The sequence below is a fragment of the Pseudomonas sp. Leaf127 genome (assembly GCF_001423155.1).
In the GTDB taxonomy this organism is placed as follows: domain Bacteria; phylum Pseudomonadota; class Gammaproteobacteria; order Pseudomonadales; family Pseudomonadaceae; genus Aquipseudomonas; species Aquipseudomonas ovata.
In genome coordinates this window covers 1-20,129 of sequence record NZ_LMOA01000010.1, presented here as the reverse complement: position 1 = coordinate 20,129, position 20,129 = coordinate 1, and the positions used below count along the sequence as shown (strand labels likewise).

Here is a 20,129-nt window from a genome sequence, read left to right as displayed (position 1 = left end):
ACTCAAAAAGAGAAAGATTATTTCTGTGGTGAAATAAAGATTTTCATTTTTAGTATTTTATTCCACTGCATGTGACTTTAGCGTATCGCCATAGATTCGGGAACAGGCATTTGCCGGCCAGCACCCAATGTTCCCTAGGGAGTCCGTCACCTAGACCTCTCCTACCTCAAATAAAAAAGGATGCACCCCATGCGAAACCTAGATGAGCAGACGATCACCCAAGCTGTCCTTACTCGAAATGCAGGCACGGAAGATCAGCGCCTGCATGAGATCGTGACCTCTCTCGTACAACATCTGCATGCCTTCGCCCGAGAGACAAAGCTCACTGAGGAAGAATGGGAAAAGGGTATCGAGTTTCTGACCGCGATCGGGCATATCACAACCGACAAGCGCCAAGAGTTCATCTTGCTCTCAGATACGCTGGGGCTGTCCACCCTCGTCATTGCCCAGAATCATAAAAAGCCCGAAGGCTGCACAGAGGCCACGGTATTTGGCCCCTTCCATGTCGCTAACGCCCCTCACTACGATTTGGGCGAGGACATCAGTGGTGGGCTCCCGGGGGTTCCCTGGTTTGTGAAAGGCGCGGTTACCGCCAAAGACGGTACCCCCATCCCACATGCAACCATTGAAGTCTGGCAAGCCGACGATGCTGGCTTCTACGACGTCCAAAAGCCTGGTTTAGAGGATTACCACGGGCGTGCGGTCATCCAGGCCGATGCCGATGGGCATTATCACTTCCGCACGATCGTTCCTGAGTGCTACCCCATCCCCCACGATGGCCCGGTAGGCAAAATGCTGGAAGCCCTTAACCGGCATCCATGGCGCCCTGCCCATCTGCATTTCATGATCACAGCACCTGGGTATCAGCGCTTGGTTACCCACGTGTTCCGGGAGGGTGGCGACTATCTGGATTCGGACGCAGTGTTCGGTGTCCGTTCGTCCCTGATTGCAGACTGGGCGCGTCATGAGAGCGGGATTGATCCGTACGGCAAGCCGATTGAGTCGCTGTACTACACCTTGGATTTTGATTTCATCCTCCACAACGCATAGCCCTCATTATCTTTTGTCTTCCACGGCCTGCAGTCTGCAGGCCATTGCCAGTATTCGCACACTTACCTCGGAGAGGACTATGCGACCGGTCAAACATATCGTCATGTGGAATTTGCTTGGCGAGACTGAGCTTGAGCGCTCAGCCAATATCGAAAAACTTAAAACTGCATTTGAAGGCCTCCGCACAGTTATCCCAGGACTGCTCAAACTTGAGATTGGCGTCGATTTCAGCAAGATCGATTACGCCTGCGATGTAGTGTTGTATTCGGAGTTCGACTCAGTAGAAGCGCTTGAGGGGTACGCCACACACCCCGCTCACTTGCGAGTTCGCGAAGAACTCGGAAACGTGCGCACTGCCAGGCATCAGGTTGACTATTACATGTAATAACCCGTGCCCTATCACTGAACCTCGATCCAATAAAAAACGAGCACAACGTGCTTCAACAGCTCAAAAAGAAGGTATTCAGCTATGAAAACAAATCTTGCCGGCAAAGTCGTTCTGATCACTGGAGCTGCAAAAGGTATCGGTCGCGCGACCGCACTGGCATTCGCAGCCGAAGGCAGCCAGCTCGCATTGCTGGACTGGGATGAAGGAGCACTATCAGAGCTCAAGGCGGAAACCGAGGCGCTCGGCGCGAAAGTAGTCGTAAACAAGGCCGACCTCAGCACCCTCAGCGGTGTGAATAACGGCATCGATAGCGTCCTGTCCACTTACGGTGGCAAAGTTGATGTGCTTGTTAACAACGTGGGCTCCGGCGCTGTACGCATGTTCGACGACCTTACTGATGAAGATTGGGAAGCCACCATGCAGCTCAACTTTATGAGCTACGTAAGAGCTTGCCGCAAAGTCCTCCCAGTGATGCGAGCTCAACAAAGCGGCGTCATCATCAACAACGCCTCCGACCTCGCCCGCCAGCCAGAACCCTGCCCGCTCGACTATTCCGCCTCCAAAGCTGCTGTACTGGCCGTGACCAAAGGTCTGGCCCGCAGTGAAGGCCCTCACATCCGCGTGAATGCTGTTGCACCAGGCCCAATTTGGACTCCGTTTTGGACGAAATCTGGTGGCTTCGCTGAGACCATGGGGAAAATCCACGGTATGGAACCTCAAGCAGCTGTTGAGCATGAAATGTCTCTGCGCCAACTCCCTCTCGATCGTCTGGGCACGCCTGAAGAGGTGGCTAACGTCATTGTCTTCATGGCCTCTGACCTTGCGTCTTTCGTGACCTCCAGTGTGTGGGGCGTCGACGGTGGCAGCATCCGCTCGGTCATCTGACCGCACATTCAGTACTGCAAGGTTGGCCCAGGGATGTAGTTCCTGAAGCCGATGCAAGCGCGTGCCACTTGATGCCCTAGGTGGCATCCAAACTGACCAGACGAACGAGGGAACAGACGATGGCTGCCAAGATTGCAAATCAAACCAAGCTGGGCGTGGCATGCCTGGGGATCACCCATCCTCACACGTCAGGGCGTGTAAAAGCGTTCCAGCGCATTCCGGGAGTTGAGTTTCTGGGAGCCTACGACGACAGCCCGCTGCTCGACTCTTTCGTCGATGCTCTGGGGCTGCAAGCACGCAGCAAGGAAGAAATCCTCAGCGATCCCAATGTGCATATTATCCTGGTGCATCCCAAGAGCTATCTGATGGCGGACTGGGCCATCGAAGCGTTGGAAGCTGGTAAAGCAGTACTATGTGAGAAACCAGCAGGCCGCCGTTCAACCGATACCTTGAGGGTGGTGGAGGCGGTTGAGCGCACCGGAAATCTTTTCCAGGCCGGCTACTGCTGGAGATTCTCACCAGCGGTCGAGAAAATGCAACAGGTGCTCGAAAGCGGAGAAATCGGCAAGGTGCTTCAGGTACGAGCCCATGCAGGTTGCTCGCATGATGAAGCCGACACCAACCACATGAAGCAGCCTGGAGACTTGGGGGGAGCCTTCTACGTCATCGGTTGCCACACCATCGACCGAATCCTCATGCACTTCGGCATGCCCAAGTCCGTTAACGCCCGGATCACCAAGTTCGCAGGTCAAATGAGTGGGTCTGCGCGGGAAGACGCAGCCGCTGCCGTACTCAACTATGGCGACAAAATCGTCACCATCGATTTCACTTCCTGGGATCCCATGCCTTGGACAGAGAGCTGGGACATCACCGCCTACGGTACGCACGGCGTGATGCACTCCACTCCGATGCCTGCCTCATACAAGCTCTACCACGACGGGAAAATCGGCCACGCCCAAGGCTGGACACACTGGAACGAAACGAGCTTCCCTGAAATCTGGGCTGTACGGAAAACGGTGTATTCGCCGGAAATTGCTGAGATTGGCAACCCCGTCTATTTCGACCGTGAAGCCGCCGCCTTCGTTGAATCACTACGCGAAGGCATTCCCTCCCAGGTTCCGGCAAGTCAGGCTCACAATATCAACTTGATCCTCGAAGCCCTCTTCAAATCGTCGGAACTTCGAGGACAGGAAATAACCCTGGACTGAAATCGTTTCCGCTGCCAACCCTAACTTGAGCAGCGGAATACCCACATATATATAGATAGCTAGCCAGTCGAGCAGGAGTAATTACATCCTCAAACTTATCTTTCCACTTATGAAAAAATGAATTCCACTTCACGCATTTTCTTCCATGGAGAACTATGCTTTTATGGATTCACTGGTCGAAAAATAATAGCGGAATAAATTGAAACCCTTGCAACAAATGTTTAGTCCGGCGCCAGATTTGAGCGCACTTAGTTCTACTGCTACTAGAAAACTGTTCACAATCATAACAATGACAGGGCTCAGCCATGCAGTCTCAAAAAATTGTCCAGGTAACTGGGCTGCGTAAAACCTATGGCGGCATTACAGCATTGAAGTCGGTGGACTTTGAGTTGGATGCTGGAGAAATCCACGGCCTTTGCGGTGAAAACGGCGCTGGTAAAAGCACTCTCGTTAAGATTCTCGGCGGCCTAGTGCAACCCACAGAAGGACAGATCCTGTTCGACGGAGCGGTATTGCGACTTGGCCGACGCACCGACCCCTCGTGCATTTCCATCGTCCACCAAGAGCTGTCCATCATCCCGGCGCTGTCTGTATTGGACAACGTGCTCATGGGAAATACCCGAGTAGGTCGCCTTTACCTGAGGGGGCGGTTCAAAAATGATGTTCGACGCCAACTCGACTCGATCGGGTTGTCCCACGTTGCCCTAGATCAGTCCGCCTCTGAGCTCTCGCTCGCCGAGCGGCAGTTGGTGGAGATCGCCCGCTGCGTACTCCATGGCGCCAAAGTCCTGATTCTGGACGAGCCCACAGCAACATTGGCCGAAAGCGAGATTGCACGCGTCTTCACCGCCGTGCGCTGGCTTCGTGACCAAGGCACTACTGTGGTGTTCATCAGCCATCGTCTCAACGAAGTTTTCGACCTAACAGACCGCATTACCGTCTTCCGTAGTGGCGAACGGATCCTTACCTCCCCTACCTCTGAGATGAATACAGACTCGCTCGTGTTTGCCATGGTGGGCCACGAAGTAGAGCGTCGCACGACACTCGGCGCAATCAACCCACACGCACATCAAACGCGACTCAAGCTCGAAGGATTCGGGGTTCCAAACGCCTGCCAACCGCTCGATCTAGAGGTGCCGGCAGGAGAGATACTCGGCGTGGTCGGTCAACTCGGCTCAGGAGCTGATCGCCTGATCGAAGCCATCGCAGGTGTTCGCGCACATACCGGCAAACTATCAGTTGACGGTCAGCTGGTGGACATTCAGTCCCCTCTCAAAGCTATCTCGCAAGGCATCGCCTATGTGCCCGAAGACCGCGCCGGCAAAGGTGTATTTCTTGAGGCCAGTATCGGACAAAACTCGACTGCCTCGATCCTCTCGCAATTGACCCGCTTCGGGCGCCTCGAACATTCGAAGGAGCGCGATGCAGCTCAAGACCTGATGAAGCGCTTCACGATCGATACCCGGCGCATTGGCAGCAAGGTATCGAGCTTGAGCGGGGGCAACCAGCAGAAGGTTGCTATGGCCAAAGCCGCCGCGATCTCACCCAGGCTTCTCGTTCTCAACGAACCAACACGCGGCGTGGACATCGGCGCCAGGGCCGAGATTTACGCTCAGCTGCGCTCCATGGCAGCTACCGGGCTCACAGTGATTTTCTTCTCCACCGACTTCGAGGAAGTGCTTGAGCTGGCAGACCGGGTCATCACCGTCTTCAGAGGTGAAACAGTCAATGATCAGGCCATCGACCAGTGCTCCATGACCACCATCCTGATGGACATTCTGCATGGGCATGGCGAGGAGAAAATCGCATGAGACAAGCACGTGAAGCCACCCACCTCACATCGAGTACGCCATCGAGGGCAACGAAAATGACCTCAGCCGTTGGGGATTTGATCAGAGAGTCCATTCAGGCGGACAGAATCCAAGTTAATGGCATCAAGGTGGTATCGATACTGCTGATCATCTGGGGCTATTTGTCAGTCGATAATTTCCTCACCCCGGCCAACCTCAACGCCATCATGTACTCCGTTTCTGCGATCGGCATCGCCGCCGTTGGCATGGCTTTCATCACGCTGAGTGGCAATCTGTTCATGCTGTCGATGGCAGCAACCGCCGCGCTGTCTTCCATTGTATTCGCCAGCACACTCCACTTTGGGCTTCCGGTAGCTCTCATCTCAGTGAGCGTGCTCGGCATCGCAATCGGCATGATCCAGGGGGTTGTAGTAGGTACCGCACGTGTCAATCCCATCATCGCAACAATTGCCGTAGCGTCGATCGTGATGGGTCTCGGTTCCTACGTGTCGGGTGGCATGACTGTCGTTGGTAAAGGCGATGCGTCCTGGCTAGGCATCGGGAAATTCGTTTCGCTGGTGCCGAACCAGCTCGTGATCTTCTTGGCTTTCGCGCTGACTGCGAACTACTGGGTTGAAAGAACGCGCTTCGGTCGCGAGCTCCGACTCATTGGCTTAAATCCGGTAACCGCTGCCTACTCCGGTATCCGCGTCCCAAGGACTTTGGTGATCGCATTCGTGATCGCGGGCTTCTCGGCAGCACTGGCCGGTGGCCTATTCGCCTCCCAAGCCGGCCAGGGAAACTTGAAGCTGGCTGCGGGGCTCGACTTCGACGCCATCGCGGCGGTGCTGGTAGCCGGGATATCAATCCGAGGTGGGCAAGGAAAGATCATCGATGCCGTGTACGGAGCAATTTTCCTGGCGCTTATTGGGAATTTGCTGCTCGTCCACGGATTGTCCTTTGAAATCCAACTCATGGTGAAAGGCGCTGTGGTTGTCCTGGCCGTGATCCTTGCTGCACTGATTGCCCGTGGGAGGGTGCGTTGATGAAATCCCCGATCACCTCTTTGGCTTCAAACCTGCCCCTGGTTCTCACAGTCGCGCTGTTCGCAGCCTTCTCCTTGACCCTGGATAACTTCGCCAGCACACAGAACACCTACGCGATACTTCAGTCATTTGCCCTCCTCGGCCTCATCACCCTCGGCTTGTCGATGACCATGCTCGTGGGAGAGTTCGACCTCAGCGTCGGATCCATGGTCGCTGTTGCAGGGCTGATCACGCTCAAGGTAGGGGGAGATGACTTGGTGGCAGGCGCTTTGGCGGCAATGGCCTTTGCGTTTCTCGTCGGCATGGTCAATGCGCTCGTATTCGTATGGTTGCGTCTCTCATCACTCGTCATCACTGTTGGCACGATGATCGCGCTCAGCGGATTTGCCTACTGGCTTGCAGGCGGGAAGATCATCAGCACCGACAACTTCGATGCCGGCGAATTCTGGGACGATTCGATACTCGGCATTTTCTCGGCGCGCAGCCTTCTGACCGTCCTGGCCTTCGTGCTGATGGCCGGTGTCCTCGGGTTCACCAGGCTAGGTCGTGACATGGTCGCCACCGGTAGCCGTGTTCATGCTGCTCAGGCGTGCGGTGTGCCGATTGGGCGAGTCCACGTGTTTGCTTTCGTGCTCTCTTCTCTGTGCGCAGGTCTTGCCGGCGTCCTGCTCTCAATCAGCCTCGCAACCGCCTCTGCAACCATGGGAAGCAACCTTCTCCTGCAAGCAGTATCAGCCGCAATCATCGGCGGTGTTGCGCTCGCCGGTGGCATAGGCAAACCAAGCGGCGTCCTGCTCGGCGTACTCATCCTGACAATTCTTAACAATGGCATGAGCCTGCTTGGCGCTGGCTCAGCTGCAATCTTGCTTACCAATGGAGCCCTGTTGCTTATCGTCGTTGTGCTCGACGGCAAGGCAGGCGCGATGCTCCAGCTATTCCGTTCCAAAGGTCTGGTTCGCCAAGGCTGACCATCTCTCACTAGCCCATACAACAATCACAATCAGAGAGGCTTCAATCATGAATCCTGCGACCACGTTCGCCCAAAAACACCTCACTGTCCTGAATATGCTCGCCATTTTCTCGGCATGGCTGATGGCAGCGGCCACTGTGACCATAACTACCAGTCTGCCGGTAAAAGCGGCGGCCAAGGATGCAAAGGTCATTTTGCTCACCGTCAGTGAGGAGTGCGAGTACTGCTCTCGCCACCTGCAGTCGTTCCGGAAAAAGGCTGAGGAAGAAGGGATCTCTCTCAAAGTCAAAATCACCAATTTCGACCCAGCCGAGCAAGCCAGCCAAGTTGATCAGGCCATCGCGGAGCGCCCGGACGCGATTGTAGTGTGGCCTGCTGATGCCAGCGCCATCGTGCCATCGCTGCGAAAGATAAAATCCGCAGGCATCCCCGTCGTGGTGACCAACTCACTACCGGATATGAAGTACTCCAAGTTCTGGGATGTCTACACCGGGCCGAATGACAATGCCTCTGGTGGATCTGCAGCCAAAGCCATGGAACAGGGTTTCAAGGAGAAAGGCTACGGCGATGCCGGAGATGTATTCCTCGTTGTCGGTGTACCTGGTACCCCCCCGCAGATTGGCCGAGAAGCGGGCTTCCGCGAAGGTCTCGCATCCTCCGCACCTGGGATTCAAATCAAGGGCGATCAGCCGGGCAACTGGGATCAGACCAAAGCCTCGGAGGCAGCCTCTGCCCTGTTCACTCAATTTGGCAGCACCGTCAAAGGTGTTTATGCACAGGCGGACAACATGATGGCAGGTGTCATCGTCGCGGCCCAACGGGCGGGCATTGATCCTTCGAAACTCGTGCTGGTGGGCAGCAACTGCAGCATTGAAGGTGTGACGGCTATCGAGTCCGGTACCCAGTACGCCACAGTGCTGCAATCGCCCGTCCAGGACGGGGAATATGCCGCGCAGGCCGTTGCCGATCTTCTGAATGGCAAGAAGCCCGAAAAGGTTCGTTACCTGCCCCAGCAAATCATCACTAAAGCCAACGTTAACGACTGCAATTCCGCAGTTGGCCGCTGATTTCCCCAAAGCTTAAGGAGAAGGAAATGCCTGCACAAATCAAGTTTGAATTGCCCCAAGCCGTAGCCGTCTCGGGCGCTGCGTCAGGCCTGGGCTCGGAAATCTGTCAACTGCTTGTCGAGAACGGTGTTTATACCGTTGGTGTGGATATCACGGATGCCGCATTGGAGCTGAAGGATGTCCAGGGCTACCATCACGTAACGGGGGATGTCACAGACGAACCCACCTGGCAGGCAGTTGTTGACCGTCTCAAAGACAGCGGTGCCCAATCCTTCGGACTGATCACTTCGGCGGCAATCTTGGATGTGAGCCTGGTAACTGAAAACATCAGGTCGAAGATCCTGCGCACGTTTGACGTGAACGTGGTCGGGACTGCCCTGGCAATGAAAGCGCTGATTCCGCTGATGGTCGAAACTGGCGGCGGCTCGATCGTCGCAGTAGCGAGCGTTAACGCCAGCTTCGCCGAACAACAACTGGCGTTCTACAACGCATCGAAAGCTGCAGTGCGCCAACTCGCTCGAACCGCTGCGCTGGATTATGCGAGGGAAGGCATCCGGGTAAATGTGCTCAGCCCCGGTGCCATGATGGCGGGCCTGTTCCAACGGCATCTGGAATCGGCAGCTGATCCAGATCTGTTCCACAAAACCCGTGCGAAACGTCAGCCAGTGGGTCGCATCACTTCTGCGCGTGATGTCGCCATGGCTGGCCTTTTCCTCTTGTCGAGCGGTGCAGGAGCGCTGATTGGCTCGGAAATCACTGCAGATGGTGGGCTGACCACTAGTTTTGATTTCCGCACCGGCGAAGAAGGCGCTTCGGTCTAAATGATCGGGAAACGCCAGTAGAGGTTACCTACTGGCGTATCCTCGTTACTCAACAGCGCTGGTTAATCCAGAGCCCCGCGTTCAGCCCGTAGCACCAGTTCATCCACCACACGTCGAACCTTCGGTAGCAGATGGCGCGTTTGCGGCCATACCGCATGAATCGCCACATCTCCCGGACTGTATTTTTCCAGTACCTGAACGAGTCGCCCGGCCTCAAGGTGGTCTCGAACCAGGGAGTTGGGCATCTGACAAATACCCTGCCCGGCAACCGTCATAGAAACGATAGCGTCACCATCACCCACTTCGTGAGTTCCCGGAGGAGTTATCCGAGTGAGTTCACCATTGGCATCTAGGACACTCCAGCTCATCCGCTGGCCGCGTCGGTAGTTCACGATACAGATGTGATTTTGAAGATCCTCAACAGACTCAGGACAGCCGTGTTTTGCGAGATATCTGGGGGCAGCGCAAATGATCTGCTTTTGAACGGTCAGTCGACGCGCGACTAAACCGCTCGAATCCTTCAATGCGCCGAAGCGAATGCTCAGATCGACGCCCTCTTCAATAAGGTCAATGACGGCATCGTTGAAGGTCACGGTTAATTTGAGGTCGGGATTGGCATCCAGAATTTCCAGCAGCACCGGAAGCACAACACTCCGTCCATAAGCTGCCGGCAGATCGACCCGCAAGCGCCCACTAGGCGTTTGTTGATGACTGGTAAGAGACGCCTCGGCTGCAAGAATTTCGTCAACTGCCGCCGAGCAACTCGCGAAATAGGCCTCTCCATCCACGGTCAGTCCGGAGCTTCGAGTGGTGCGATGGAAGAGCTTGCAGCCAAGTCGCTCTTCAAGCTTCGCAATGCTCTTCCCTACAGCAGATTTGGTGATGCCGAGCCGATCCGCAGCCACCGTAAAGCTTCCCGCCCGAGCGGCGGTCACGAAGATCAGCACACCACTGAGAGCCTGTTCAACCTGCGCCATTGTAGACTTTTGCTCCACTCTGAAAGGAATTCTATGCGGTTTATCGCTACAAAGCTCTACCTTAATCTGTTCTCAAAGCATTTCCAACCCATTGAGGACACAGAGATGAACCAAGATATCGAACTGCTTGCTGCGTACTGGACGATCGCTGGCGACATCTACCCAATGGGCCCGACCGAAGTCAGCCCGTTCTCCTTCGAGAATCGAATGGAGGCTGCCGGCCAAGCAGGATTCAAGGGTATCGGGCTGGTGCACAACGGCATGATGGATACGGTCGATAAGATCGGCTATCCCGCCATGACTGCCATTCTGGAAAAGAATGGAATAAAGCATGTAGAGCTGGAATTCTTGGTCGACTGGTACCTGAGCGGTGAGCGGCGCCGTCAATCAGACAAGGTAAGACAGGAGTTGCTTGAGGCAGCAGAAGCGCTGGGAGCTCGATCTATCAAGATTGGCCCTGGCATCGGCCAAGAGATAGCAGACGTCAAACTGATGGCGAAAGAATTCAGGTTGCTCTGCCAGCAGGCAGCAGAGGTAGGAACCAACGTTGTGCTGGAGATCATGCCCTTCAGCAACGTCCGCAACATTGAGACCGCGCTGGCTATCGTTGAGCGAGCCGATCAGCCAAATGGTGGGCTGCTGTTGGACATCTGGCATCTGGAGCGTGGCGGCATCAAATTTAGCGAAATTTCTAAGATCCCAGCTCGCTTCATCAAGTCCATCGAGCTCAACGATGCACACAAGTACGCTATCGAGCCATTGTGGATGGACACTATCCATAAACGCGTATTGCCAGGCGACGGCACCTTTGACGTCCCCGCCTTCATCAAGGCCGTTCAAGCGGCTGGCTATGAAGGGCCCTGGGGGCTCGAAGTGCTCTCGGACACCCACCGCAAACTACCGTTGGAGCAGATGGCCAATCGCGCTTACGAGTCAACCATCAGCCAGTTCCGTAAATAGATCACCCCGCATGGCCAAGCCTTCAGCTTTTCAGACAGCGCTGGAGGCTTCCCTTTTGATTTGGAGCCTCTGCACTGTGAGCACTGAAAAAACCCTCGAAGTCATTCGAAACCTTTTCGCGAAAGTCTCATCTGGGCAAAGCCCAGAGGCCATTGCCGAGTCTTTCAGCCAGGACGTGGATTGGAGCATCCCCGGCGCGTCGAACATTGCGCCATGGGTAGGTGAACGGAAAGGACGGGATGCCGTCGCTGCGTTTTACCGCGAGTTCGGCACCTATCTGAAGCCCATCGAATTCAACATCAAAGCCCTGATGACTGACTATGAGCGAGGGGTTGCACTAGGTTCGCTTGAATGCGAAGTGCTGAGTACTGGCAAGACCATCATCTCCGAGTTCGCGATTGAGTTTGAGGTCTTCAACGAGCAAATCACCCGCTATCGGTTTTTCGAAGACTCCTATGGCGTGGCAATTGCGGCGCAGTGAGCAGCACACCAGAAGGACGTTCATCCATACCTCTTCGATAGGATTTCAAAATGCAACCACTACGATTTGTCGTGCTCCTCGGCAGCCTGAGGAAAGCCTCGTTTCATGCAACGCTCGCACGCTCGCTACATACCCTAGCGCCTGAGGGCGTTTCGATCGAATTGCTGGAGTCAGTGGGTGACATCCCTCATTACGATGCGGATGTGCAAGCCCAAGGCTTTCCTGAGTCGGTGGTGAAGATGGGGAAGGCCATCAAACAAGCCGATGCCGTCATCATTGTTTCCCCCGAATACAACTACTCAGTGCCCGGCGTTTTGAAGAATGCCTTGGACTGGATTTCCCGCCTCTCAGACGCTCCATTTGCAGGGAAGCCCGTTGCGATTCAGACAGGCTCTCCTGGCCTGATCGGCGGTGCCCGCGCACAGTATCACCTGCGGCAAATCCTCGTGTTTTTTGATGCGATTGTGCTCAACAAACCTGAGGTGATGGTTGGCCAGATCCCTAGCAAGGTCGACCAGGAAAATGATGAGATCACCGACTCCGCTACTCGTGACTTCATTGCGACTCAACTGGTTGCCCTGAGCAAGTTAGCAGCGCTACACAAGGCCTAACACTGCCGAAGGTGTGGCGCCTAAGTCGTCACACCCTACCCCTGAACCATCCACAGCATTGTGGAGCCGAACTCAACTCTCAGTATCCGATTCAGGCCTTTATCTCAGTAGATGGCTACTTGATAGTGCCGCCGCTACACCTGATCAGATTTCGGGAACAGCGCTGCGGTTGACTCGCAGCCTGTGCGAGCGCTAGTTCACTATCAAGAGACATCCCTGATGTACAACTCCAAACCTAAAGGAGCGGGCTATTGGTTGCCCGTTATTCTTGCGTGTATCCATGCCCTTATCGGCATTGCTCTTCTGGCCGGCGGGGCAGAGCTCATCCGTTTCGGCGGATCGTGGTACTACCTGATCGCAGGCCTGACCCTGCTGATCTCCGCCTTCTTCCTCTTCAAACGTCGCTTCGCCGGTGTCGGGATTTTCGCGATTCTTTTCGGCATCACCATACTGTGGTCGGCCTATGAGGCGGGGCTCGATTACTGGCAATGGGTTCCGCGCTTAGGAGTGTTCCTGGTCTTAGCGATCATCAATGCCATGCTCACGCCAACACTCGTCAATGGAGCGCGCACTCGGGTTCCATTCACCATTGCTGGCGTTCTGGGCTTGGTATTTGTCGGAGGCTTCGCAATGGCGTTCATGCCCCATGGCATGATCGAAGGCAAAGCACCTGCCGTTGCCCGGGACACCTCGTCTGCAGCGACTGAAGGCAACTGGACGCACTACGGCAAGAGCGCTGAAGGAACACGTTATGCGCCCTACGACCAGATCACGAAAGAGAACGTCGATCAGCTTCAGGTAGCTTGGACGTTCCACACCGGCGAAGTTGCAGGCACGGGTCTCGAAGACCAAAACACGCCGCTGCAGATCGGCGACACCGTTTATGTCTGTACGCCTAAAAGCCAGGTCATCGCCGTAGATGCTGACACTGGGAAAGAGCGTTGGAGATTCAATCCAAAGTCGGACACTGGTGTCTGGCAGCGCTGCCGTGGCGTAGGCTATTTCGATGAAGCCGTTGGAGAGAAGTACACCGTTTCTGCCCAGGAACCTTCTCCGCTACCCGCAGCTGCCTGTCGGCAACGCATCATCGTTGCGTCTAATGATGCTCGATTGCATGCGATCGATGCCCACACTGGAGAACTCTGTGCAGACTTCGGAAACCAGGGCAGCATTCAGCTCAACGAAGGGATGGGGCCTTACAACCCTGGTATCTATTCCCAGACCTCTGCGCCACTGGTAGCGGGCGATCTCATCATCATCGGCGGTCGTGTATACGACAACGTCGCTGTAGGTGAGCCCTCCGGCGTGATCCGTGCTTTCAGTGCGGTGACAGGCAAGCTGGTGTGGGCCTGGGACTTAGGCAACCCTCTGATCGACCGCCTTCCACCAGAAGGACAAACTTATACCCGTGGCACACCCAACGTGTGGGTCATGCCAACCTACGACGAAAAGCTGAGTCTCGTTTACCTTCCGACAGGCAACACTACGCCTGACTTCTGGGGCGCAGAGCGAACCGAAGCGGAAGACAAATACTCCTCGTCTGTTGTCGCGCTGGATGTAAGAACAGGCAAAGAGCGCTGGACATTCCAGACCACGCACCACGACCTGTGGGATTACGACGTCCCAGCTCAACCGACGCTGTATGACATTCCCAACGGTAAAGGCGAGACCGTTCCTGCGCTGATACAGGTGACCAAGCGTGGTCAAATCTTCGTGCTCGACCGCAGAGATGGAAAACCGCTAGCGGCAGTGAAGGAATTGCCAGTTCCCCAGAACGGCCAACCAGGTGAGCGTCTGTCCCCTACCCAACCCTACTCTGTAGAGATGCCAGCAATCGGTGCAGAACCGTTGACCGAAAAGCGCATGTGGGGAATGAGCATGTTCGATCAACTGATGTGCCGTGTTCAGTTCAAGAAACTGCGTTATGACGGTGACTTCACACCTCCGACGACGACTGCTTCGCTGCAGTGGCCAGGCTTCTACGGTGGCATGAACTGGGGTAGCGCATCAGTCAACGCATCCAACGACTTTCTGATCGTGAACGACATCCGACTTGGGCACATGACCCAGTTGAAAACGCGCGAAGAAACCGATCGGATCATTGAGGAAAGCCGAGGGCTCAGCGGCGGCGCTGGCCACGATGGCATCAACGCCCAAGAGGGTGCTCCCTTTGGCGTAATGTTGGTGAACTTCATGTCCCCACTGGGCGTGCCTTGCCAGAATCCTCCGTTCGGTACCATGACCGCGATTGATTTGAAGACGAAGCAAATCGTCTGGCAACGCCCCCTGGGCACTATTGAAGATACTGGGCCGTTGGGTATCTCTACTCGCCTACCAATGCCTATCGGAACGCCTACCCTCAGTGGTTCGGTGACAACTCAGTCCGGCCTGATTTTCTACGCAGGCACCTCTGATTACTACCTGCGAGCGATTGACGCAGACACGGGCAAGGAGATCTGGAAAGGACGCCTACCTGTTGGCGGCCAAGCCACCCCGATGACCTATATCTCACCCAAGACGCATCGCCAGTACGTATTGCTCACTGCAGGTGGAGCACGAAACTCGCCCGACCGTGGCGACTACGTGATCGCGTATGCCTTGCCGGCAGGCACCACCCACTAAGTCCTCGCAACCCTGAGCCACTTTGCCACCCGGGTAACGTGGCCAGGGTCTACCCTCAGCGACAATCAATGTAGCGCTTTATTCAACTCTGAAACGAGCTGGATGGCGTTTATAAACATTCTTTCAACTGTAAAACTGGATGCCATGTTTCTTAGGAGCGTGACCCCATGACTGTACTGTCCATCCTTGATCTCATCCCCATCAACGCCGGCAGCACTTTGGCTCAGACTTATGAGAACTCAGTAAAGCTCGCCCAGCATGCCGAGGCATGCGGATACCGGCGCTACTGGCTCGCAGAGCATCACAACATGCCAGGCATTGGCTCCTCGGCGACCACGTTGCTGATGAGCCACCTCGCTGCAAACACCACGTCGATCCGCATCGGTTCCGGTGGAATCATGCTGCCAAACCATTCGCCGCTCACTGTGGCTGAACAGTTTGGTACCTTGGAAACACTCTATCCCGGGCGCATTGATCTCGGGCTCGGCAGGGCACCAGGCGCAGATGGTGTGACCATGCGAGCCTTGCGGCGATCCACCGAAACCAGCGCTGACCAATTCCCATCGGACGTGGTCGAGATTCTCGATTACTTCCAAGACAACGGTCGCCAGCCTGTGCGCGCTGTCCCTGGTGCAGGGCAAGACATCCCTGTCTGGATTCTTGGCTCTAGCACCTATGGGGCAAGCCTAGCCGCGCACTTGGGATTGCCCTACGCCTTCGCCTCCCACTTTGCTCCCCGGTTGATCAAGGAAGCTCTGCAGGTTTATCGCTCGCAATTCCAACCATCCCGCTACCTGGACAAGCCGTACGTGATGGCCGGGATCAACGTCTTCGCTGCCGAAACTCGCGCTGAAGCGGAATTCATCGCCAGCTCCCATCGTAAGTGGGTCGCAGGTGTACACACTGGAAACATCACCCTCTTGCCGGAACCTCTGGAAGGTTACATGCAGAGCATCCCTCCGAATCTGCGTGCAAGCTTGGAGCGTGAACTCGCCTTCACTGCCATCGGCACGCGAGAAGACGTACGCTCTTCGATGATGGAATTCATCGAGTTCACAGGCGCTGATGAACTCATGGTTGATGCGCGGATTTTCGAGCCGGCAGCACGTCGTAAGTCCTACGAGATTGCCGCTCAAGCAGTGGCTGATCAGCGCTCTTGAGGAACGCGTCGAGCGGCAACTAGCCGCTCGTTAGCCGTGAGAACTCATCGATACCGGAGGCCGTGATCGATAATTAACTGCGACAAGTAGAAATATACTCCACTCTGTTGTTACCTATAGCGACTTTATCAACTCAGATGACACTGGCAAAGTTACATCTCGAAACATCCATCCCCGGCGCTATCGCCGCAATAAGAAGTGGCGAGCATCCCATCGCCCTCCTCCCTTCAGGCTCGCCTTGAGGCGCGCCACTCCTATTCAAAAAAACACACAGGATGAAGACCATGCCTTTAGCTCTATGGGCGCTGGCCCTCAGTGCATTTGGGATCGGCACAACAGAATTTGTCATCGCGGGACTACTACCCCAGGTGGCTACAGACTTCAACATTTCTATCCCCCAAGCCGGTAACCTGGCAACTGTCTATGCCTTGGGCGTATTCGTTGGCGCGCCGCTGTTGATCATCTTGGGCACCCGCATTCCTCGTAAAGGCATGCTAATGCTCCTCATGAGCCTGTTCGTGATCGGCAACTTCGTCACGGCAACCGCCAGCGATTTTGATATTGCACTGCTGGGTCGCTTGGTGACATCTCTGACTCACGGCGCATTCTTCGGAATTGGAGCAATCCTTGCCGCCGATCTGGTGGCACCTAACAAGCGTGTTCAGGCTATTTCATTCATGTTTTCAGGCCTGACCGTCGCAAACCTGGTGGGCGTTCCGATCGGGACGTGGCTGAGCCAAGTGATGAGCTGGCGTGACACCTTCTACGCAATTACTGCTGTAGGTGTTCTGGGTTTCATCGGTGTCATGATGCTGGTTCCGAAGATCGCCAGTCCTGACCGACCACAGATCAAAAAAGAATTCGCAGCGTTTTCGAACATCCGCGTCTTGCTCGCCATGGGCATCACCGTGTTTGGCCCGGCAGCCTTCTTCACCTCAATCACCTATATCGCTCCGATGATGGTCGAGATCGCCAAGTTCGAACCCGCCAGCGTGACGGGGCTAATGGTCGTTTTCGGGCTAGGCCTATTCCTCGGCAACATTCTGGGTGGCCGCTATGCTGATAAGGCGCTGATGCCGTTGCTGTACCTGACGCTAGGCGGCCAAGCTATCGTCCTGCTTATCTTCAGTCAGACCGCTCACAACCAAATCATGTCGGTGGCTTGCATCCTGCTCATGGCCGGGTTCGGCTTCGCGACCGTCTCCCCTATTCAGAAGCTCGTCATGGACAAGGCGCGCGCGGCAGGTGCACCGACCTTAGCCTCTGCGGTAAATATTGGTCTTTTCAACCTCGGCAATGCTATCGGCGCTTGGATCGGCGGCATCGTAATCGCTGCTGGCTTTGGCTTGGCATCACCAAATTGGGCGGGTGCTCTACTCTCTGTCATCGCGCTCCTGCTGGCTCTGGCCTCCGGCGCGCTTGACCGTAAGCACAGCAATTGCGCTTCGCTGCAAACCGCATAGCGACCGTGCCCTCAGTGCGCTGGGCTGGAGGGATTTTGAAGGCGGTATCCCAAATACCGCCTTCTTAACTACCCCTGAAAGGATTACTCGTTAGGTATCCCGCTCATCGCAGCACCCGACTTCCCTTCCTCCTTCTTCAGATGCACCGAAGCTCCAGCATCAGGTTTCCCTTCATTTGCACGGTGTGTCTCAGTGTCGCCGAAACAGCCTGAGAGCATGAATGCTGCCGCCCAAGCCAACCCAAAAAAATTGATCTTTGACATCGCCATCACTCCTTTAAGATTCCCTTATTCGGAGGACACTGCGACGCCGTCGTTCATTCTTCTGAAGTTGACTCTGAGTAGACCTTTACTCCTCTAATAATCTGAAAACTATTGCTTGAAAGAAAAAATTACTAAGCAGTCAAAGCCAGTCAACACAGATGTAAATTTCTTGCCTGCCAATTGGTTTCCGGCCTATAAAGATACTTATTTACTGCACATCCTAAACTAGTAACCCTTGCACACTCGCGTTCGATTCCCGCACACAGCCTGTAGAGCAAAAGGAAACTCTGAGTGCACCTATATTCCATATTAATTAGCTTGGAATATGAGACTCTACGCACTTTTCAGCCTCAGGCCTCACCATGAAAAAAACTCCCCAGTCTTACAGTAGCCCAGCGAAAATCCTTCACTGGTCGATGGGTTGCATTTGGATCGCGGTCTGGGTGGTGGGATTTCTTGCGGTATATTTCCGAGATACCCTGAATCCTTCGCATGGCCTTACCTACTGGCATAAAGCTTTTGCCAGTGCTCTCCTCTTCCTGCTAATACTGAGGGTGGCGTGGCGCGTCACGCATCGCCCCCCTGCAATGCCTGACCAGATGTCTGAACTGATGCAGCGCGCCGCCCACCTTGGGCATCTGCTACTTTACGCTCTCGCTCTGACGGCCTTACCCATCTCGGGGTGGATCTGGAGCTCGGTTGCGGACAAGCCGATAATGGTGCTGGGCCTATTCCAGCTGCCACCACTCACAGCACCAAACCCGGATGCCTATGATATCGCCAAATGGGTACATGTAACCTTCGCCTGGAGCTCAGTTGTTCTGGTAGTTGGCCATATAACCATGGCGCTCAAGCATCATTGGGTAGACAGGGATGATGTACTCGTCAGCATGCTACCAAGCTCAAGAGGTCGGAATCGAACGACCGATTAAGCTAGTCGGAGACGCGTCGACCACATGCCTCGCTCCCGTTGCATAGAACCAAGGGCCTCGTTGGCCCGGCACACCACTCGAAGCAATTTTTTCTGCGTCCACCAAAGGAAAGGATCGCGTCGCGCTTCGAGGTCACATCCCCATGAACAAGGATTCGTTTGAATGAGCAGGCATCATTTCCAGCTGACTTACAGCATCAAGCACTACAAAGAGACGGATAAGTCACTTGCCATGGCTAAGCAGGTGAGGGACAAAATAGCCCGAACCGACTTCCCCGGTTGGTCAAAGGTTGAAAATATAGAGACGACGTTTAAAGGCCTGCTGACCCTGCAAACGATCTCCAACAACGAAAGGCGAGATGAGGCAGAGACGATGGTGAGGGCGGCCTTTTCAGAGATCATCACCGAATTGGACGCGACTTGGGAAGTGTGGGCCTACTGCTCCCTGATGGTCGGCGACCTAGGCGACAGCATCGAGTTCTCGTTTTGACGGACTAACTTCGAACGATGCGTGCCTCACTCTAACCAGAGCTGAGTGAGGTGCAGCGCCCGCTAGCCAGATCCCTTAGTCCTAGCGCCATGCGCTATGGATAATTCCTCGGACTTGACAATATCGAACCTCGACTAAGCGGATGTCTCCGCCGTCGACGGTGCTCACTGCCCCCCAACCAGCTTAAAACCAGGAAAGCGACGATGAGTGAAAATCAACACCTGATGGTATCGTTCATAAGCAAGCCTGGGCAGGAGTCAGATCTTAAGAGTGTGCTGCAAGAGCTCATGAAGGCCAGCCGAGCCGAGCCTGACTGTATTCGCTATGACTTGTCGCAGAGCAACGACAAGCCTGGGCTTTTTTTTCTCGTAGAGTGCTGGGCAAGCGAGAAGTCTTTAATCGAGCATCAGCACACCCCCCATTTCATCGCCGGCATCAAAAAAATTGAAGCCTTGGCCGCCCACACAGACGTGCAGCCAGTTAAATGGGTTGAGCCTGACGAGTACACCTACGTGTACACAGCCTCGTAAGGCTCAGGTAAGTCAGAATCAGTTGGGCCAAGGGCCGCAGCAAGGCGGCGCTACCTGCATTGCCAACGCTGGTTTCAACCAGCCAAGCCCCAGTACAATCAGCTCAGAGCCGAACCACCCGTCAGAACCAATAAATTCTCTCTTACCAGTAACTTATGAGGGGATCAGGAGCCAAGACTTGAGCACCCAGCAATTTCTTCCACAACGCACTTACATCTTGGAAGAGCCGGAAGTTTACGTTGAGCGTTATAGGATCATAGACGAAGCCTCGTTGCCTTTCTTGGTAGATGCGGTCGAAAAATCGATCGTGTCCCAGGAAGTGGTGTAACTGAACCAGCCGAAGGCGCCCTGTGGGCGAAAGAGGAGGGTCATCGTGGTTCTTGGCTAATGTTGAGTTTGCGGACTTAACCTTCACC

At 55.0% G+C, this 20,129-nt stretch carries 21 protein-coding genes; 18 read left to right on the top strand and 3 right to left on the bottom strand.

Annotated elements, in window-relative coordinates; genetic code table 11:
- Positions 1-189: 189 nt before the first annotated feature.
- The 9 genes from ASF84_RS07755 (at position 190) to ASF84_RS07715 (ending at position 9,225) form a co-directional block, all read left to right on the top strand.
- Positions 190-1,050, top strand: coding sequence for an intradiol ring-cleavage dioxygenase (locus ASF84_RS07755; RefSeq protein ID WP_056836931.1), 861 nt, complete (start codon positions 190-192; stop codon positions 1,048-1,050).
- Positions 1,051-1,129: 79 nt separating this feature from the next.
- Positions 1,130-1,435: a Dabb family protein gene (locus ASF84_RS07750; RefSeq protein WP_056836928.1), complete on the top strand. Its 306-nt coding sequence runs from the start codon at positions 1,130-1,132 to the stop codon at positions 1,433-1,435.
- Positions 1,436-1,519: 84 nt separating this feature from the next.
- Complete coding sequence (locus ASF84_RS07745; RefSeq protein ID WP_056836926.1) at positions 1,520-2,323, top strand: SDR family NAD(P)-dependent oxidoreductase; 804 nt, start codon at positions 1,520-1,522, stop codon at positions 2,321-2,323.
- Between the two features lie 119 nt (positions 2,324-2,442).
- Positions 2,443-3,531, top strand: a complete 1,089-nt coding sequence (locus tag ASF84_RS07740; RefSeq protein ID WP_056836924.1) for a Gfo/Idh/MocA family protein — start codon at positions 2,443-2,445, stop codon at positions 3,529-3,531.
- Positions 3,532-3,836: 305 nt separating this feature from the next.
- Positions 3,837-5,342 (top strand): sugar ABC transporter ATP-binding protein, encoded by a 1,506-nt coding sequence (locus ASF84_RS07735; RefSeq protein WP_056836921.1) that lies wholly within the window; start codon positions 3,837-3,839, stop codon positions 5,340-5,342.
- Positions 5,339-6,367: an ABC transporter permease gene (locus ASF84_RS07730; protein WP_156684179.1), complete on the top strand. Its 1,029-nt coding sequence runs from the start codon at positions 5,339-5,341 to the stop codon at positions 6,365-6,367. The genes ASF84_RS07735 and ASF84_RS07730 overlap by 4 nt, the downstream gene beginning before the upstream one ends.
- The gene (locus tag ASF84_RS07725) at positions 6,367-7,335 is read left to right on the top strand and encodes an ABC transporter permease (protein ID WP_056836917.1); all 969 of its coding nucleotides are present in this window, start codon (positions 6,367-6,369) and stop codon (positions 7,333-7,335) included. The genes ASF84_RS07730 and ASF84_RS07725 overlap by 1 nt, the downstream gene beginning before the upstream one ends.
- Positions 7,336-7,384: 49 nt before the next feature.
- The gene (locus ASF84_RS07720) at positions 7,385-8,404 is read left to right on the top strand and encodes a sugar ABC transporter substrate-binding protein (RefSeq protein WP_201783672.1); all 1,020 of its coding nucleotides are present in this window, start codon (positions 7,385-7,387) and stop codon (positions 8,402-8,404) included.
- A gap of 26 nt (positions 8,405-8,430) precedes the next feature.
- Complete coding sequence (locus tag ASF84_RS07715) at positions 8,431-9,225, top strand: SDR family NAD(P)-dependent oxidoreductase (protein WP_056836915.1); 795 nt, start codon at positions 8,431-8,433, stop codon at positions 9,223-9,225.
- A gap of 62 nt (positions 9,226-9,287) precedes the next feature.
- On the opposite strand, the gene ASF84_RS07710 is transcribed toward ASF84_RS07715, so the two are convergent.
- Positions 9,288-10,202 carry a LysR family transcriptional regulator gene (locus tag ASF84_RS07710; protein ID WP_056836913.1) on the bottom strand — a complete coding sequence of 305 codons (915 nt, stop codon included), beginning with the start codon at positions 10,200-10,202 and terminating at the stop codon, positions 9,288-9,290.
- Between the two features lie 105 nt (positions 10,203-10,307).
- Here ASF84_RS07710 and ASF84_RS07705 point away from each other — a divergent pair, with 105 nt between their 5' ends.
- The 6 genes from ASF84_RS07705 (at position 10,308) to ASF84_RS07680 (ending at position 17,499) form a co-directional block, all read left to right on the top strand.
- Positions 10,308-11,162 carry a sugar phosphate isomerase/epimerase family protein gene (locus ASF84_RS07705; protein WP_056836955.1) on the top strand — a complete coding sequence of 285 codons (855 nt, stop codon included), beginning with the start codon at positions 10,308-10,310 and terminating at the stop codon, positions 11,160-11,162.
- 10 nt (positions 11,163-11,172) lie between these two features.
- A complete protein-coding gene (locus ASF84_RS07700; RefSeq protein ID WP_056836910.1) occupies positions 11,173-11,643 on the top strand; it encodes a nuclear transport factor 2 family protein in 471 nt (156 codons plus the stop codon).
- A 50-nt stretch (positions 11,644-11,693) separates the two neighbouring features.
- The gene (locus tag ASF84_RS07695; protein WP_056836907.1) at positions 11,694-12,254 is read left to right on the top strand and encodes an NADPH-dependent FMN reductase; all 561 of its coding nucleotides are present in this window, start codon (positions 11,694-11,696) and stop codon (positions 12,252-12,254) included.
- Between the two features lie 219 nt (positions 12,255-12,473).
- Entirely contained in the window at positions 12,474-14,876 is a 2,403-nt protein-coding gene (locus ASF84_RS07690) for a membrane-bound PQQ-dependent dehydrogenase, glucose/quinate/shikimate family (RefSeq protein ID WP_056836905.1), read from the top strand.
- Positions 14,877-15,043: 167 nt separating this feature from the next.
- Complete coding sequence (locus ASF84_RS07685; RefSeq protein ID WP_056836903.1) at positions 15,044-16,036, top strand: LLM class flavin-dependent oxidoreductase; 993 nt, start codon at positions 15,044-15,046, stop codon at positions 16,034-16,036.
- A gap of 284 nt (positions 16,037-16,320) precedes the next feature.
- Positions 16,321-17,499 (top strand): MFS transporter, encoded by a 1,179-nt coding sequence (locus tag ASF84_RS07680; RefSeq protein ID WP_056836901.1) that lies wholly within the window; start codon positions 16,321-16,323, stop codon positions 17,497-17,499.
- An 83-nt stretch (positions 17,500-17,582) separates the two neighbouring features.
- Here ASF84_RS07680 and ASF84_RS07675 read toward each other — a convergent pair whose 3' ends face one another.
- A complete protein-coding gene (locus tag ASF84_RS07675) occupies positions 17,583-17,762 on the bottom strand; it encodes a hypothetical protein (RefSeq protein WP_056836899.1) in 180 nt (59 codons plus the stop codon).
- A gap of 362 nt (positions 17,763-18,124) precedes the next feature.
- Between ASF84_RS07675 and ASF84_RS07670 the strand changes: the two genes are divergently transcribed.
- From ASF84_RS07670 to ASF84_RS07660, 3 genes are all read left to right on the top strand, one after another.
- Positions 18,125-18,694, top strand: a complete 570-nt coding sequence (locus ASF84_RS07670) for a cytochrome b (RefSeq protein ID WP_056836897.1) — start codon at positions 18,125-18,127, stop codon at positions 18,692-18,694.
- A gap of 162 nt (positions 18,695-18,856) precedes the next feature.
- The gene (locus ASF84_RS07665) at positions 18,857-19,183 is read left to right on the top strand and encodes a hypothetical protein (RefSeq protein WP_056836895.1); all 327 of its coding nucleotides are present in this window, start codon (positions 18,857-18,859) and stop codon (positions 19,181-19,183) included.
- 203 nt (positions 19,184-19,386) lie between these two features.
- Complete coding sequence (locus tag ASF84_RS07660) at positions 19,387-19,713, top strand: putative quinol monooxygenase (RefSeq protein WP_056836893.1); 327 nt, start codon at positions 19,387-19,389, stop codon at positions 19,711-19,713.
- Between the two features lie 142 nt (positions 19,714-19,855).
- On the opposite strand, the gene ASF84_RS29640 is transcribed toward ASF84_RS07660, so the two are convergent.
- Positions 19,856-20,129: hypothetical protein (locus tag ASF84_RS29640; RefSeq protein WP_236709389.1), on the bottom strand; the 274-nt coding region annotated here is incomplete at its 5' end.